The sequence below is a fragment of the Paraburkholderia sp. RAU2J genome, from assembly GCF_003634845.1.
GTDB classification, from domain to species: Bacteria; Pseudomonadota; Gammaproteobacteria; order Burkholderiales; family Burkholderiaceae; genus Paraburkholderia; species Paraburkholderia fynbosensis.
This window is the reverse complement of record NZ_RBXG01000001.1, coordinates 2378700-2395851: the sequence shown is the minus strand read 5'-3', so window position 1 is coordinate 2395851 and position 17152 is coordinate 2378700. Positions and strand designations below refer to the sequence as shown.

At 64.1% G+C, this 17152-nt stretch carries 12 protein-coding genes; 7 read left to right on the top strand and 5 right to left on the bottom strand.

The genetic code is table 11. The features are described 5' to 3' along the window. Positions 1-72: 72 nt before the first annotated feature. Both htpG and B0G69_RS10965 read right to left on the bottom strand, forming a co-directional pair. Positions 73-1971 (bottom strand): molecular chaperone HtpG, encoded by a 1899-nt coding sequence (htpG, locus tag B0G69_RS10970; protein WP_121316896.1) that lies wholly within the window; start codon positions 1969-1971, stop codon positions 73-75. Between the two features lie 126 nt (positions 1972-2097). After that, positions 2098-3552 carry a PLP-dependent aminotransferase family protein gene (locus B0G69_RS10965; RefSeq protein ID WP_121316895.1) on the bottom strand — a complete coding sequence of 485 codons (1455 nt, stop codon included), beginning with the start codon at positions 3550-3552 and terminating at the stop codon, positions 2098-2100. Positions 3553-3827: 275 nt separating this feature from the next. On the opposite strand from B0G69_RS10965, the gene B0G69_RS10960 reads away from it, so the two are divergent. The 6 genes from B0G69_RS10960 (at position 3828) to B0G69_RS10935 (ending at position 11614) form a co-directional block, all read left to right on the top strand. Further along, positions 3828-4556 (top strand): VOC family protein, encoded by a 729-nt coding sequence (locus B0G69_RS10960; RefSeq protein WP_121319306.1) that lies wholly within the window; start codon positions 3828-3830, stop codon positions 4554-4556. A 76-nt stretch (positions 4557-4632) separates the two neighbouring features. Beyond that, positions 4633-5829 carry a PLP-dependent aminotransferase family protein gene (locus tag B0G69_RS10955; RefSeq protein ID WP_121316894.1) on the top strand — a complete coding sequence of 399 codons (1197 nt, stop codon included), beginning with the start codon at positions 4633-4635 and terminating at the stop codon, positions 5827-5829. Between the two features lie 52 nt (positions 5830-5881). Then, positions 5882-6346 (top strand): RidA family protein, encoded by a 465-nt coding sequence (locus B0G69_RS10950; RefSeq protein ID WP_121316893.1) that lies wholly within the window; start codon positions 5882-5884, stop codon positions 6344-6346. 209 nt (positions 6347-6555) lie between these two features. After that, entirely contained in the window at positions 6556-7458 is a 903-nt protein-coding gene (locus B0G69_RS10945) for a PhzF family phenazine biosynthesis protein (protein WP_121316892.1), read from the top strand. Between the two features lie 450 nt (positions 7459-7908). Next, entirely contained in the window at positions 7909-10263 is a 2355-nt protein-coding gene (locus B0G69_RS10940; protein WP_121316891.1) for an EAL domain-containing protein, read from the top strand. A 142-nt stretch (positions 10264-10405) separates the two neighbouring features. Next, positions 10406-11614: a chromate transporter gene (locus B0G69_RS10935; RefSeq protein ID WP_121316890.1), complete on the top strand. Its 1209-nt coding sequence runs from the start codon at positions 10406-10408 to the stop codon at positions 11612-11614. A gap of 142 nt (positions 11615-11756) precedes the next feature. Here the strand turns inward: B0G69_RS10935 and B0G69_RS10930 are convergent, their stop codons facing one another. The 3 genes from B0G69_RS10930 to B0G69_RS10920 form a co-directional block, all read right to left on the bottom strand. Continuing rightward, entirely contained in the window at positions 11757-12215 is a 459-nt protein-coding gene (locus B0G69_RS10930; RefSeq protein ID WP_121316889.1) for a CopD family protein, read from the bottom strand. A 266-nt stretch (positions 12216-12481) separates the two neighbouring features. Then, positions 12482-14803: a DNA topoisomerase IV subunit A gene (gene parC, locus B0G69_RS10925; protein ID WP_121316888.1), complete on the bottom strand. Its 2322-nt coding sequence runs from the start codon at positions 14801-14803 to the stop codon at positions 12482-12484. A gap of 75 nt (positions 14804-14878) precedes the next feature. After that, positions 14879-16864, bottom strand: coding sequence for a DNA topoisomerase IV subunit B (locus B0G69_RS10920; protein ID WP_121316887.1), 1986 nt, complete (start codon positions 16862-16864; stop codon positions 14879-14881). A gap of 54 nt (positions 16865-16918) precedes the next feature. Between B0G69_RS10920 and B0G69_RS42690 the strand changes: the two genes are divergently transcribed. Beyond that, a complete protein-coding gene (locus B0G69_RS42690; RefSeq protein WP_277873537.1) occupies positions 16919-17050 on the top strand; it encodes a hypothetical protein in 132 nt (43 codons plus the stop codon). The last annotated feature ends 102 nt before the right edge of the window (positions 17051-17152 follow it).

Sequence of the window (17152 nt, the reverse complement as noted above, 5' to 3'; positions counted from 1 at the left end):
CAAAAAGAAATGCGCTGCCGAAGCAGCGCATTTCTCAACAACAAGCGTCAGTGCGACGCCGTCGGCTCAAGCTCAATTTGCGCGAGCCAGCAGAAGCGCATTGGTGCGCTTCACGAAGCTCGCCGGATCTTCCAGCGCGCCGCCTTCGGCGAGCAAGGCTTGATCGAACAACAGGTGGCACCAGTCGTCGAAGTTCGCGCTGTCCGCGTGCAAGCCCTTCACCAGCGCATGTTCCGGATTCACTTCGAGAATCGGATGGAACGACGGGGCTTGCTGACCTGCGGCCTTTAGCATGCGCTGCAGGTAGCCGCTCATTTCGCCATCGTCGGCGATCAGGCATGACGGCGAGTCGGTCAGACGGAATGTCAAGCGCACGTCCTTCGCTTTGTCCTTCAGCACGTCCTTCATCTTCTCGACGAGCGGCTTGAACGCTTCGCCTACCTTCTCCTGCGCCTGCTTTTCTTCGTCGTTCAATGCGCCCAGATCGAGATCGCCGCGCGCCACGCTTTGCAGCGGCTTGCCGTCGAATTCGGTCAGGTACGAGAGAATCCACTCATCGACGCGATCGGTCAGCAGCAGCACTTCCACGCCCTTCTTGCGGAACACTTCGAGGTGCGGGCTGTGGGTCGCGGCCTGCCAGGTATCGGCGGTGACGTAGTAGATCTTCGTTTGCTCGGGCTTCATGCGCGCGACGTAGTCGGCCAGCGACACCGTCTGCTCCGGCGTTTCCGTATGCGTGGACGCAAAGCGCACGAGCTTCGCGACGCGCTCGCGATTCGCAAAATCTTCGCCGATGCCTTCCTTCAGCACCTGGCCGAATTCCTTCCAGAAGCCGGCGTACTTTTCGCGATCGGCTTCGTTTTCCGAGTTGGCCAGTTCTTCGAGCATCGACAGCGAGCGCTTCGTCACGCCTTCGCGAATCGCCTTCACGTCGCGGCTTTCTTGCAGGATTTCGCGCGACACGTTCAGCGGCAGATCGCTCGAATCGACCACGCCCTTCATGAAGCGCAGATACGTGGGCAGCAGTTGCTCGGCGTCGTCCATGATGAACACGCGCTTCACGTACAGCTTCAGCCCGCCGCGCTGCTCGCGGTTCCACAGGTCGAACGGCGCGTGGCTCGGCACGTACAGCAGTTGCGTGTATTCGCTGCGGCCTTCCACACGGTTATGCGTCCACGCGAGCGGGTCCTGATGATCGTGCGCGAGATGCTGGTAGAACTGCTTGTACTGCTCCTCGGTGATATCGTTCTTCGCGCGGGTCCACAGCGCGCTCGCCTGGTTGACGGTCTCGTCCTCGTCCTTCGTGACCATCGCGCTCTTTTCCGCGTCCCACTCTTCTTTCTGCATCAGGATCGGCAGCGCGACGTGGTCCGAGTACTTCTGGATGATCGACTTCAGACGATGCGCCGACAGCAGCTCGTCCTCATCGGCACGCAGATGCAGCGTGATGGTGGTGCCGCGCGCGGCGCGCTCGATCTGCTCCACCGCGAAGTCGCCCTCGCCCGCGCTGACCCAGCGCACGCCTTCCGAGGCCGGCAAGCCGGCGCGGCGCGTTTCGACCGTGATCTTGTCCGCGACGATGAATCCCGAATAGAAGCCCACGCCGAACTGGCCGATCAGCGCCGCATCTTTCTGCTGGTCGCCGGAAAGCTTGCCGAAGAATTCCCGGGTGCCCGAGCGCGCGATCGTGCCGAGGTTCGCGATCACTTCGTCGCGGCTCATGCCGATGCCGTTGTCGTCGAGCGTGACGGTGCGCGCGTCCTTGTCAAACGACACGCGAATTCGCAGGTTCGGATCGTTCTCGTACAGCGCGCTATTTTCGATCGCTTCGAAACGCAGCTTGTCGGCCGCGTCGGACGCGTTGGAAATCAGTTCGCGCAGAAAGATTTCCTTGTTGCTGTACAGCGAATGGATCATCAGTTGCAGAAGCTGCTTCACTTCTGCCTGAAAGCTCATGGTTTCTTGTGCCATGGTCGGACTTCCTCTCTGTTGCGAATGGGGTTCAGGTCAGGCGGGATACTCGGGAGCCCGCGCCGTTCGGTGCGGGCTGCCGGGCCACCAGATCGACCGCCTAGCTGGGGACGATCCGGCACGGTTTCAAGAGGCGCGCCGCGCGACGCTGTCGAGATAGCGGCACAGAAACGTCGCCAGTTCCGGGTCGCCGCAATTGGCGATATTGAAGCGCATCCACGTCGTCGGCGACTGCTGCGGCGAAAACAGGCTGCCGGGCGTCAGCAGGAAGCCGCCTTCGTGACCGGCGGCCGCCAGCGCACCCGCGTCGACGCCCGTATCCACCCACAGGAACATGCCGGCCGCGGGCGTCAGAAACAGCTTCATGCCGGTCTTTTCCAGCATCCGCACGGACTTTTCGCGCACGCCGTCGAGCCGCGCGCGCAGCCGCTCGACATGCCGCCGATAGTGGCCCTCGGTCAGAATCTTGTACAGCACGCGCTCGTTGAGCTCGGGGCTCGTCATGCCGACCAGCATTTTCTGGTTGCTGACCGCCGTCGCCACCTCCGGCGCACACGCGATGAAGCCCACACGCAGATTCGGCGCGAGCGTCTTCGAAAAGCTGCCGAGGTAGATCACGCGCTTTAACTGGTCGAGGCTCGCGAGGCGCGTACCCGGATGGCTCGGCGGGCACAGATCGCCGTAAATATCGTCTTCGACGACGATGAAATCGTACGCTTCGGCGAGGCGCAGAATGCGGAACGCCTGGGCCGCCGTCAGCGACGTGCCGGTCGGGTTTTGCAGCACCGAGTTGATCACCAGCATTTTCGGCCGCCACGTCTGAACGAGCGTTTCGAGCGCGTCGAGATCGGGGCCGTCCGGCGTATACGGCATGCCGACCAGCCGCGCGCCTTGCGACGCGAAGCAGCCGAACATCTGAAACCAGGCCGGATCGCCGACGATCACCGCTTCGCCGGGCTTCACGTAGACGCGCGAGATCAGATCGATCGCCTGCGTGACACCCGACACCATCACGATCTGCTCCGGCGACGCGCCGATCTCCAGCTCTTCGAGGCGCGTCTGCAATTGCTGGCGCAGCGGCAGGAAACCCTGCGGCGTGCCGATGCCGAGCATCTGCGCGCCGCTTTGCCGCCCGAGCGTGCGCAATGCGTTGGTAATCAGTTCGCCGTCGAGCCAGCGCGCTGGCAGATAACCGAGACCGGGGCTGCGCTCGGGGCGCGTGCCGGTGTACAGCATGTTGCGCAACAGCCAGACCACGTCGATCTTGGCCGGCGCGGCCACGCCCTCGCCAGGCGGGCGAATTTCCATGAGCGGCGCACCGGCGAGCCGCTCACGCACGTAGAAGCCGGAGCCGCGCCGCGACTCCAGATACCCTTGCGCCACCAGCCGCTCATACGCCTCGACCACCGTGAAGCGCGACACGCCCTTGTCGAGCGCGAGCTTGCGGATCGACGGCATGCGCATGCCGGGGCGGAACACGCGTTCCTCGATACGGCGGCGCGCCCACTGCACGAGCTGCTCGACCAGCGTCAGCGCTGAGGTATCGTGCGGGGCGGGAATCTGGGCAAGCGAGACGGACATGGCGGGCTCCAACTGTACCGAACAGTATCGGATCGATTGTACCGTTACTGTGCCGGTCGCCACCGTTACATTTGAGTTCAACAAAGGAGGGTGATGCAGCGCCAGAGCGGGTGGACAACGGTTCCGCCGCTCGCAAACGATCCGGCAACCCCGGTCCGACGCTATCCGCATGGCCCGGCGATCCGGCAAACGGTTATGCTTACGGCCCCGGCAGCAGCGCCGTCACATCTGGCGCGCACCGGCTTACCGCAGAAAACCGTTTTCCTCGCTCCGTCATGACAGCTCATCCGCTCCGTCTCGATCATCTCGTGATTTCCGCGCGCACCCTCGACGAGGGTACGCAGTACGTCGCCGATACGCTCGGCGTCGCGCCGGCCGGCGGCGGTGCACATCCGCTGATGCGCACCCACAACCGGCTGCTCAATCTGTGGGGCGGGGTCTATCTGGAAGTGATCGCGATCGATCCGCACGCCGCGCCGGCGGCCGCTCCGGCCGTTTCAGCCGCCCCCGCCGCCGCATCCACCGACGGCAGCGCGCCGCGCCCGCGCCTGTTCGCCCTCGACGACCCGGCGACGCACGCGCGGCTCGAAAACGGCCCCTACCTGTCGCACTGGGTCGTCCGGGTCGAGCGGCCGAAGCAGCTGACGACGTGGCAAGCGCAGTATCCGCAGCGCATCCCGCCCATCGTGCCGATGACGCGCGGCGATTTCAGCTGGGGCCTGTCGGTGCCCGACGACGGTGCTTTCCCGGCCTGGCATGGCGCGGGCGACGGCGTGCTGCCCTCGCTGATCCAGTGGGACTCGCCGCGCCATCCGTCGGATGCACTGCCGCCCACGGGCATCGCCCTGAAAGCGCTAAAAGCCGTGCATCCGCAAGCGGATCTGGTGCGCGCGCACTTGCAGTGGCTCGGCGCCGCGCATCTGCTCGAACTGCGGCCCACCGACGGCGCTGCGGCGCTCGTCGCCGAATTTGAAACACCCGATGGTCTCCGGACCCTTAAATAAGCAGCGCGCGCGGGTCGCCGACTCGCGCGATAATTGAAGTTTTGACCGGTTCCAGAAATACCAAGCAGAGGAGAGCATGGACCAAAGCGACCTGAAAGCCCCGACGTGGCAATTGTCCGAACGCGCGCGCAAGCTCACAAGCTCCGCGATCCGCGAGATCCTGAAGGTCACGGAGCGGCCCGAAGTCATTTCGTTCGCCGGCGGCCTGCCCTCGCCGGCCACCTTCCCCGCCGAGCGCATGCGCGAAGCCTCCGACCGCATTCTGCGCGACGCGCCCGCCGCGGCGCTGCAATACAGCGCGACCGAAGGCTACGCGCCGCTGCGTGAATGGATCGCGCAGCGCTATTCGGTCAACGGCGCGCAGATTCGTGCGAGCCAGGTGCTGATCACCACCGGCTCGCAGCAGGCGCTCGACCTGCTCGGCAAAGTGCTGGTGTGCCCGGACAGCCCGGTGCTGGTCGAAACGCCGACCTACCTCGGCGCGCTGCAATCGTTCTCGATGTACGAGCCGAGCTACGTGCAGGTGGCCACCGACGAACAAGGCCTGATCCCCGAAGCGCTCACGGCGGACCTGACAAAGGGCGCGCGTCTGCTGTATGCGCAGCCGAACTTCCAGAATCCGACCGGCCGCCGCCTGCCGATCGAACGCCGCCGCGCGCTCGCCGAGTTCGCGAAGACCGCGCCGTTCCCGGTGATCGAAGACGATCCGTACGGCGCACTCGACTACGCGGGCGAACCGCTGCCCACCATGCTGTCGATGGCGCCGGAACACATCGTCTATCTCGGCTCGTTCTCGAAGGTGCTCGCGCCGGGCCTGCGGGTCGGCTTCATCATCGCGCCCGAGGAATTGATCTTCAAGCTCGTGCAGGCGAAGCAGGCCACCGATCTGCACACGCCGAGCTTCACGCAGCGCATCGTGCACGAAGTGATCAAGGACGGTTTCCTCGACACGCACGTGCCGACCATCCGCGAGCTGTATCGCAACCAGTGCGACGCGATGCTATCCGCGCTCGAGCGCAACATGCCCGCAGGCGTAAGCTGGAACCGTCCGGAAGGCGGCATGTTCATCTGGGTGAATCTGCCCGCGCAGATCGACAGCATGAAGCTGCTCGAAGAAGCCGTCGCGCAGAACGTCGCGTTTGTGCCGGGTGGCCCGTTCTTCGCGAACGAAGCGCAACACAACACGCTGCGTCTGTCGTTCGTCACGGTGCCGCCGGCAAAGATCGACGAAGGCATCGGGCGTCTCGGCGCGCTGATCCGCGCGAAGCTCTGAGCACACGCGGCGCGGCCCGCGTGAGCGAATCCCACTACTGATCGAGGACACCATGGCTCAAACGAATGTGTACGACAAGCTGAAGGAACTGGGCATCGAACTGCCGGTCGCCGGCGCACCAGCAGCCGCGTATGTGATGAGCGCACAAAGCGGCAACACGGTGTACCTGTCCGGCCACATCGCGAAGAAAGACGGCAAGGTGTGGACGGGCAAGCTCGGCGCCACGCTCGGCACCGACGAAGGCAAGGCCGCCGCGCGCTCGATTGCCATCGACCTGCTCGCCACGCTGCATGCGCATGTGGGCGATCTGAACCGCGTGACGCGCATCGTCAAGCTGATGAGTCTCGTCAACTCGACGCCCGAGTTCACCGAACAGCATCTGGTCACCAACGGCGCGTCCGAACTGGTCGCCGACGTGTTCGGCGAGCGCGGCAAGCACGCGCGCTCGGCATTCGGCGTCGCGCAGATTCCGCTCGGCGCGTGCGTCGAGATCGAGATGATCGCTGAAGTCGAGTAACGAATGCGCATGAGCAGCCGCGCGGCGAAAGCCGCCGCGGCAATCCAGCGGGCATAAGCCGGCGGTTCGCCGGGTAGTCCGTTCAGAACGCGTCGCGAGGTGCCTGTCACCCGCGGCGCGTTTTGCATTTGTGCAAAGGTGGATCGTTGGCGCGCCAGCGGATAGAATCCGCGAACCTTACTCAATCGTTTGATTCGCTGGACCGCGCCATGCCCGCCCATACCGTCCGTTTCAAACAGGTCGACGTGTTCACGTCGGTGCCGTTCAAAGGCAATCCGCTCGCTGTCATATTCGACGCCGATGGGCTCGATGCGGATCAGATGCAGGCCATCGCCCACTGGACCAATCTGTCCGAAACCACCTTCCTGTTGCAACCGACCGACCCGGCCGCCGACTATCGCGTGCGAATCTTCACGACGCATGGCGAATTGCCGTTTGCGGGCCATCCGACGCTCGGCACCGCGCACGCGCTACTCGAAAGCGGCTATCAGCCGAAGCAGGCCGGCAAGCTGGTTCAGCAATGCGGCGTGGGACTCGTCGAACTCGAAGCATTGAGCGGTCCGGACGAGACCACACAAAACGCATGGGCATTCGCCGCGCCGCCCGCGCGGGTCACACCGCTCGCCGCGGATCGCCATGCCGAACTCGCTACGGCCTTACGTAGCGATGCGATCGATTTCAGCGCGACGCCCTGCGCGGTCGACAACGGCGCACCATGGCTCGTGGTGCGTTTGAATTCGGCGCACGATTGTCTCGCGCTCGACCCGGACGCCGCCGCACTCGCTGAACTCGTGCATTCGGTCGACACGCACGGACTCGCGGCGTACGGCCCGCATGACGCCGACGGCCCCGCCACCTTCGAGGTGCGCTGCCTGATGGCCGGCGGTGGTTTCGGCATCGGTGAAGACCCGGTGACCGGCAGCGCCAACGCCGCGCTGGCCGGCCTGTTGAGCGCGCAGCAACGTCGTCCGGGCACGCGCTATTCGGCGCGCCAAGGCACCGCGCTGGGCCGCGCCGGTCAGGTTTCGGTGCATTACGACGATGCGCGCGGCAAGACGTGGATCGGCGGCTCGTCGGTGACGATCGTCGACGGTACGTTCCGCTTGCCGTGAGCGACACGCGCTGAACCGGCTCGAACGCGACGCGCCCCAGCTTCGTGCTTGACCACAAGCGCCGCATGGTTTTAACGATTGATGCGCACTGCATTGCGACGAGCGGCCCCTCAGAGACCTGGCACACCTGAACACCGATTCCGATGAAACTGTCCAAACGATCACGAAGCCGCAGCCGCAAGGCCGGCCGCTCCCCTTGCACAATCAGCCGAACCGGACCGCTCGCCGCGGCAGCGTATACCCGATGCCCCGACGCTTCCTTAATCCAGTGGCATTAAGTAATATCGAAACGTACCCCGCTGACCTGTGGTCGGTCAGGTCAGGCACGGCACCACGCCGCCTCCTGCGCAGCAGTTCCGGCACCTTGGTCACCATGCAGCCATCCATGAAATCAGCGCAGTCGATGCTCGCGTGTTTGCAGTCGGTCGGCACTCAGGCACGGGCCGCGCGATGAGCCAATCCCGCTTCTCCGAGCCGCGCGAAGCCAAACCTCGCCGTGATCCCGCCGTCTCGCGCCGGCGGGCTCTGCTCGTCATCCCCGCGCTCGGCGTGCTGGTCCTGATTCTGCTTTGGGCCGTGATCTTCGCGCGTCTGTCGGTCGAGAAGGAAGCGACGTATCGCGAAACCATGGCCTCCGCTGCGATTCTCTCCGCAGCGTTGGAGCAGCATACGATCAAGGCGATTCACCAGGTCGATCAGATCACCCGCTTCGTCAAATACGAGTTCGAGAAAACGCCGGATCATTTCGATCTCGCCAGCACGGTCGAGAAAGGTGTCGTGCAAAGCGAGACGCTGGTGCAGGTGTCGTTGATCGACGAACACGGCAAGCTGAACGCCAACACGGCCGAACTCAATCCCAAACACATCGATCTGTCCGATCGCGAGCACTTCAAGGTCCACGAACACGAGAACGACGACCAGCTGTTTATCAGCAAGCCCGTGCTCGGCCGCATCTCCGGTCACTGGACCTTGCAGATGACGCGCCGTCTGAATCATCCGGATGGTTCGTTTGCGGGCGTCGTCGTGGTCTCCGAAGACCCCAGCTATTTCACCAGCGATTTTTACAACAACGCGGCGATCGGTCATGAAGGCGTGATCGCCGTGATTTCGGACAACGGCGCCGTGCTCGCGCGGCGCACCGGCAGTACCAACAGCACCAACGGCGCGTTCTCGGCGAGCGGCACTTATCCAACCTCGGAGCATGTGTCGGGCACCTATGTCGATTCGATCGACAACGTCACGCGTATCGTGTCGTACCGGCACATCGACGGTTATCCGCTAGGCGTACTGGTGGGTCTTTCGCAAGCCGAAGAATTCGCGGACTACAACCACACCCGCAACGTCTATCTGATGATGGCGGGCTTCATCTCGTTCGCGATGCTGAGTTTCTTCGCCGTCGCGACCGGGCTGATCGGCAAGCTGCTCGGCCGCGAGCGAGAGATGACGCATCTGGTCGAATACGATCTGCTCACCGGCCTGCGCAACCGCTATGCGACGCTGCAAACGCTGCGACACGACGTGGCGCAGCCGGCCAACCTCGGGCGCCTCGCGATTCTGTTCATCGACCTCGACAACTTCAAGACCGTCAACGACACGCTCGGCCACAACGCCGGCGACATCGTGCTGCAGATGACGGCCTCGCGGCTCGCGTCCGCAGTCGGCGAGGACGGCGCGTTGAGCCGCATCGGCGGCGACGAGTTCGTCGTCGTGATCAAGGGCGACGACGTCGAGAAGCGCGCGGTCGCGCTGGCCGAAGCTGCCGCCGACGCGTTCGCGAAACCCTTCGAAGTACGCGGGAGTTCGTTCGTGCTGCATGCGAGCATCGGCATCGCGCTGTATTCGGTGGCCAACGAGAGCGAAATCGATCTGCTGAAGAAGGCCGACCTCGCGATGTACAGCGCGAAGGACGCGGGCAAGAACTGCTATCAGTTCTATTCACCGCACCTGTCGCATCGCGCGGATCATTTGATGAAGTGGGAGCAGCAGTTGCGCGTGGCGCTCGCCGAAGGGCAACTGTTTCTCGCCTATCAGCCGAAGATCGATCTGATGCTCCGCTGCATCACCGGTTTCGAAGCGCTGGTGCGCTGGAACCATCCGCAGCACGGTTTGATTCCCGCCAACGATTTCATTCCAGTCGCCGAATCGACCGGCCTGATCGTGCCGATCGGCGACTTCGTGATCGAGACCGCGTGCCGGCAACTGGCGCTCTGGCAGCAGCAGGGCTACGACACGCTGTCGCTCGCGGTGAACATCTCGGCGGTGCAGTTCTGGCGCGGCGACCTGTACGAAACCGTCTCGCACGCGATCGAGGAAACCGGCATTTCCGCGCGCCGCCTCGAACTCGAAATCACCGAGACGGCGATGATGGAATATCCCGAACTCGTGTCGGAGAAAATCTTCGCGTTGAAGCGCCTCGGCGTGCGCATCGCGCTCGACGACTTCGGCACCGGCTATTCGTCGCTGTCCTATCTGAACCGCTTCTCGGTGGACACGCTGAAAGTGGACCGTTCGTTCATCCAGGCCATTCCCGGCGATCGCAGCGTCTGCGTGATGGTCACCGCGATCGTCAATCTGGCGCGCTCGCTCGGGCTCACGGTGGTGGTCGAAGGCACCGAGACCGAAGAGCAGATCGCCTGGCTCGCCGCGCTCGGTCATATCGAGGCGCAAGGCTTCCTGTTCTCGCGCCCGGTCCCGGTCGAGGCGATCCCCGCGCTGCTCGAACGCTTCGGCGTATGCGGAATGACCGGACGCCGCGACGCGCAGGAAACCGACGACACAAGCAGCGTGTCCAGCACCAACGAATGAGCACGCTGGCCGCACGGCCACGGTGCACCGCGGCGTCGAAAAACGGGCTACATTCACAGTGAACCACGACGCCGCAGCGCGTCGCCTCATACAACGATGATCCTAAAGGACGGGTGCCCGCGAGCCGGACGTCCGCGGCGCCATGCAGACGATCATGAGCCAGGATGCAGTCAAACGAGGGGAACGGCAACCGCTATGGACGCTGTTCAGGGTCGTGTTCGCCTTGTCGGCGTTGTCGTGGGGTGGCCTCGCGCTGATGGCGCAACTCGAACACCACTACGTCGAACGTGAGGGACGGCTCTCGCGCGTCGCCTTCTCCGATCTGATCGCGCTCGCGTGGATGGTGCCGGGGCCCGTGGGCTGCAACGTCGCCGTGCAATTGGGGCATGCGCTGCGCGGACGCGCCGGCGCGTGGGTCGCGGGCATCGCCAGCGTGCTGCCCTTCTTCATGCTGATGACGCTGTTCGCGATCTTCTACCGCACGCCGCTCGTGCGCGCCGCGGCTTCGCAAACTTTGCTCAATCACTTCAGCGTCGTGCTCGCCACGCTGATCGCGCTCACCTGGTATAAGCAGACGCGCGCACTGGTGCGCGGCAGGCTCGAATGGATCGCGGCGGTGCTCGGCTGCGTGGCGCTCGTCTATGCACGCAGTCCCGCCGCTTATGTGGCGATGCTCGCGGCGGCTTTCGGCGCGGGCTGGGTCGTGAGCCCGGTGCGCAACGCGCGCCTCGTCGTGTCGCTCAGGCGCGGCGACTGGCAGATGCTGGCCGCCTTGTGCGTGTTGCTCGCGCTGTTCGCGCTACCGCTGCCGCATCGCTACGAACTGGCGCTGTTGTGGCCGCGCCTCGCCGGCGCCGGGATGACGCTGTTCGGCGGCGGCTTCTCGGCGCTGCCGGTGCTCAAGACGCTGTTCGTCACGCCGGCGATCGGCGTATCGGATAACGACTTCACGCTGGCGTTTTCGCTGTCGCCGTTGTCGCCGGGACCACTGTTGAACGTGGTACCGTTCTTTGGCTATCTGGTGGACGGCTGGGTGGGTGCGCTGATTGCGACGCTCGCGCTATTCGTGCCGTCGGGCTGCCTCGTCGTGCTCGCGCAGCGGCATCTGCATCAGTTGAAGACGAATCCGCGCTTCGAGCATGGCATGCGGATTCTGCGCGCGGCCACGACTGCGTTTCTCGCCGTCGCCGTGCTGCGCATTGCCGCGCATGTGCCGTTCAAACCGGTCTATCTGCTGACCGCGCTGTTCTCCGGCATGTGCTTCGCGAAGCTCAAGGTGCCGGTATACGTGGTGTATGCAACGGTGGCGGTGGTTTGCGGGTTGTGGCTGGCTTATGGCGCGCTGCCTTGAGCGGCAGCGGCGGCAGCGGCGGCAGAGATAAAGAGCGTGGCGGTCAAGGTGATCGACGAGGTGACCAACGAGGTAATCCGCGACGCCATAATCGAAGCGACAGCCGAAGCGACCATCGCGACCGCCCCGGCAAGCCCTGCCCTCAGAACCCGCGCGACAACACGGCGACGCCGATCGTCACGACGCCGAGCACGATATTGATCAACACCAGACGTCGTACCGTGCCCACCGCTTGCGCGCCGTCCGGCCATTTCTGCGCCTGCACCGCGCGGCGGATGCGCGGGAAAACGGCAAAGCGGATGTGGCCGAAGATCAGCATCATCACGATGCCGAGGCCCGCCATCGCATGCAACGGCCACGTGGCGTGACCACCGCCGAACTGCATGAGCAGAAAGCCGCCGGTCAGGAGAATCACCAGCACGGCGGCGGCGACCCAATTGAAGAAGCGGCCGAACACCGACTCCCACAACGGCAAGCGCAATTGCGGCGACAGATCGGCAATGGCCGGACGCAGACAGAAATGCGCGAAGATCATCCCGCCCACCCACACCGCGACCGCGAGCAGATGCAGAAAGAGTGCGAGTTCGATAGCTTTGTTCATGTTGTTTTCCTCTCCCGACGACGACACCGCACCGCTTAGGACGATTGATACCGGCAGCGGCCACTGAGCGCGTTCGACCGCGCGTCATGCACGCAGTTCCGCACGCCCGAGGTTTTGCCGTCGATTTTGTAGTTGTTATTGCAGCGCGCCCGATGCCGCGACGACGCCGCTCCCCCGACCCTGCTACTTCGCACGCACTTTTTTACTGCGCACGGCGGGCGCCTGCATGCTAGCAGACGTCCGCCGTGTTTAAACGTCAAGCTTCATCAAGCCAGCACCGGACGCATACCGTCGAGCTTCATCTTGCTCTCCGGCGCGCGTCCCTTGCGCGCGCGCTTGCCGACATGCGGCGCGAGCGCGGCAGGGCCGAGCTTCTCTTCGTCCATGCGGCCGCCACGGCGCGTACCGATCAGCACCACACCCGCATGGTTGATCGCCAGTGCCTGCAGCAGCGTTTCGTTGTCGTCGAGCGCCATTAGCGTGACGCCGCGCCCCCCGCCCGAGAGGGTCTTCATCTCGTCGAGCGCGAACACCAGCAGACGCCCGCCCGACGACAGACACGCGATGTGCGTCGCATCCGGCAGCATCGGCATCGGCGCGAGCGGCGCGGCGCCGGCGTCGATCGTCATGAACGACTTGCCCGCCTTCACGCGGCTCACCATGTCGCCGACCTTCGCGACGAAGCCGAAGCCGTTGCTCGATGCGAGCAGCAACGCCTGATCCGCGGACGCCGCGTAGTAATGCATCAGGTGGCTGCCCGACTCCAGTTCGATCAGCGACGTGACCGGCACGCCGTCGCCACGCCCGCCCGGCAGCAGCGCCACCGCCACCGAATAGACTCGGCCGTTGCTGCCCCACGCGACCAGCGTGTCGGGGGTGCGGCACTGGAAGGCCGCATAGAGGCCGTCGCCTGCCTTGAACGTGAAGCCTGCCGCGTCGAGACCGTGGCCCTTCAGCGCACGCACCCAGCCCCTCTGCGACACCACCACGGTGACCGGTTCGTCGACCACGCGCGCTTCGAAGGTCGCGCGCTTTTCCTGCTGGATCAGCGTGCGGCGTTCGTCGCCATACTGTTTCGCGTCGGCTTCGATTTCCTTGATGAGCAGACGCTTCATCGCCGACTCGCTGCCGAGCAGTTCTTCGAGCTTGGCCTTCTCGTCGCGCAGTTCGGACAGCTCCTTCTCGATCTTGATCTTTTCGAGCCGCGCCAACTGACGCAGACGGATTTCAAGAATGTCCTCGGCCTGGCGATCCGACAAGCCGAACGCGGCCATCAGCGCGACCTTCGGTTCGTCCGACTCGCGAATGATGCGGATGACTTCGTCGATATTCAAAAAGACGATCATCCGGCCTTCGAGGATGTGAATCCGGTCGTCGACCTTCGATAGGCGATGCCGTGTGCGGCGCGTGACCGTCGCGAAGCGGAACGCGATCCACTCGTGCAGGATTTCGCTCAAACCCTTTTGACGCGGACGGCCATCTCCGCCCACCATCACCATGTTCAGCGACGCATTCGATTCGAGGCTCGTATGCGCGAGCAGCGAATTGACGAACTCGGTCTGGTCGATACGGCTCGACTTCGGCTCGAACACGAGGCGCACCGGCGCGTCCTTGCCGGATTCGTCGCGCACCGCGTCGAGGAGCGCCAGCATGGTCTGCTTGGTCTGCAGCTGCTCCGGCGTGAGCGTCTTCTTGCCGAGCTTGATCTTCGGGTTGGTCTGTTCTTCGATTTCTTCGAGCACCTTCTGCGCGGCCGTATTCGGCGGCAGTTCGGTGATCACGAGTTGCCACTGGCCGCGCGCGAGCTCTTCGATCTTCCAGCGCGCGCGCACTTTCAGGCTGCCACGGCCGGCTTCGTACGCCGCGGAGATTTCCGCTTCGCTCGAAATGATCTGGCCGCCGCCCGGGAAGTCCGGACCCGGAATGTGCTGCATCAACTCGGCATGCGACAGCTTCGGATTGCGAATGAGCGCCACTGCCGCGCCCGCGACTTCGCGCAGATTGTGCGATGGAATTTCCGTCGCCAGACCCACCGCGATACCTGACGCGCCGTTGAGCAATACGAACGGCAAACGCGCGGGCAGCGTCTTCGGCTCCTGGAACGAGCCGTCGTAGTTCGACATGAAATCGACCGTACCCTGGTCGATTTCGCCAAGCAGCAGTTTCGCGATCGGCGTGAGACGCGCTTCCGTGTAACGCATCGCCGCCGCGCCGTCGCCGTCGCGCGAGCCGAAGTTGCCCTGCCCGTCGATCAGCGGATAGCGCATCGAAAAGTCCTGCGCGAGACGCACCAGCGCGTCATAGGCGGACTGGTCGCCGTGCGGGTGATACTTGCCGAGCACGTCGCCGACCACGCGCGCCGACTTGACCGGCTTCGCATTGTCGGCGAGTCCCATCTCGTTCATCGCGAACAGGATGCGGCGCTGCACCGGCTTCTGGCCGTCGCACACATCCGGCAGCGCGCGGCCCTTGACCACGCTGACCGCATACTCGAGGTAGGCGCGCTCCGCATAGTTGCCGAGCGTCAGAAAGTCGCCTTCGGGGGGCGCCGGCTCGTTGAAAAGGTCGAGAGTGTTATCGTCGTCCATCTAGATTCCGTATCCGTGTTTGGCTTGAAGTTTTCGTGCGAACCCAGAGCGCTGGGCAGATTAAAGAACCTGCGCTCAGATGTCCGCTTCCACTTCGTTGCCCTTTTCTTCGAGCCAGCTGCGCCGCGACGCCGCTTCGCCCTTGCCCATCAGCATCGTCATGCGCGCGACCGTGGCGTCGTAGTCGAGATCGCCCAATGCGACCGGCTGCAGGCGCCGCGTGTCGGGGTTCATCGTCGTGTCCCACAGTTGTTCCGCGCTCATTTCGCCGAGACCCTTGAAGCGGCTGATCGACCATTGCGATTCGCGCACGCCGTCCTTGGTCAGCTTGTCGAGGATCGCTTCGAGTTCGCCTTCGTCGAGCGCGTAGAGCTTCTGCGCCGGCTTCTTGCCGCGCGCGGGAGCGTCCACGCGGAACAGCGGCGGCCGCGCGACACACACATGGCCGCGTTCGATCAGTTGCGGGAAATGCTTGAAGAACAGCGTGAGCAGCAGCACCTGGATGTGCGAGCCGTCGACGTCAGCGTCCGACAGAATGCAGATCTTGCCGTAGCGCAGATTCGACAGATCGACCTTGTCATCCGGGCTATGCGGATCGACGCCGATCGCCACCGAGATGTCGTGCACCTCGTTGTTCGCGAACAGGCGGTCACGCTCGGTTTCCCACGTGTTCAGCACCTTGCCGCGCAGCGGCAGGATCGCCTGATATTCCTTGTCGCGGCCCATCTTCGCCGAGCCGCCCGCCGAGTCGCCCTCGACGAGGAACAGTTCGTTGCGGCCGATTTCCGTCGATTCACAATCGGTCAGCTTGCCCGGCAACACGGCTACGCCCGAGCTCTTGCGCTTCTCGACCTTCTGGCCTGCGCGCGTGCGCGCCTGCGCCTGCTTGATGACGAGGTCCGCGAGTTTCTTGCCGTGCTCGACGTGCTGATTGAGCCACAACTCGAGCGCCGGCCGCGCGAACGACGACACCAGCTTGACCGCATCGCGGCTATTCAGGCGTTCCTTGATCTGCCCTTGAAACTGCGGATCGAGCACCTTCGCCGACAGCACGAACGACACCCGCGCGAACACGTCTTCCGCGAGCAGCTTCACGCCCTTCGGCTGCAGGTTGTGCAATTCGACGAAGCTCTTGACCGCCTGGTATAGACCGTCACGCAAACCGGATTCGTGCGTGCCGCCCGCGGGCGTCGGAATCAGGTTGACGTACGACTCGCGCATCAGCGTGCCTTCCTCGCTCCACGCGACGACCCATGCGGCGCCCTCGCCCTCGGCGAACGTCTCTTCGCTCGCGCGCGAGTTTTCGACGTAGCGCTCGCCTTCGAACAGCGGGATCAGCAGGTCGCTGCCGTTCATGCCTTCGAGCAGATAGCCGCGCAGACCGTCTTCGTATTTCCAGCTTTGCTGCTCGCCGGTCTTCTCGTTGATCAGCGTGACTTCGACGCCCGGCAGCAGCACCGCCTTCGAGCGCAGCAGGCGTTGCAGTTCGCCGAGCGGCAGGTTCGGCGAGTCGAAGTATTTCGGATCGGCCCATGCGGTGACGCGCGTGCCGGATTTCTTGTCGCCTTTCGTGGCGGGCCGCACTTCGAGCTGCTTTGCGACGTCGCCGTGGGCAAAACTCAGTTCGGCGACTTTGCCGTCGCGCCATACGGTAACGTCCAGCCGCGTGGATAGTGCGTTGGTGACCGACACACCGACGCCGTGCAGGCCGCCCGAAAACGTGTACGCGCCGCCGGCGGCTTTGTCGAACTTGCCGCCCGCGTGCAGGCGCGTGAAAACGATTTCGACGACCGGCACGCCTTCTTCGGGATGCAGGCCGAACGGAATGCCGCGGCCGTCGTCTTCGACCGACACCGAATGGTCCGCGTGCAGCGTGACCGTGATTTGCCGGCCGTGGCCGCCGAGGGCCTCGTCCGACGCGTTGTCGATGACTTCCTGAATGATGTGCAGCGGATTCTCGGTGCGGGTATACATCCCGGGCCGTTGCTTGACCGGCTCCAGGCCCTTCAACACCTTGATCGACGCTTCGCTATACGCGGCGTTTGGCTTTTTCGTAGACATGGTTGACTCGGGTGCGTCGGTTCATCGTTGTCCACAGGTCCTGTGGACAGGTCCGTGGACAATGCGTTGAGTTTTCAAAAAAAGCAAAACGAAACAACGGGGTTAGGTGGGGTGCCCGCGGTGCGGGCAAGCTGTTTTGTCGCGCGGCTTTCCGTTGGCGCGCTCGACGGCGTTCATCGCGCATGAGCACGCCGGTGCGAACACGGGGGAAGCCTGTTCGCGGGGTATTTTACTGATTTCGATAACGGCGGCAATTCACGATGCGCAGGATTGGCCGTCCGGATAAGG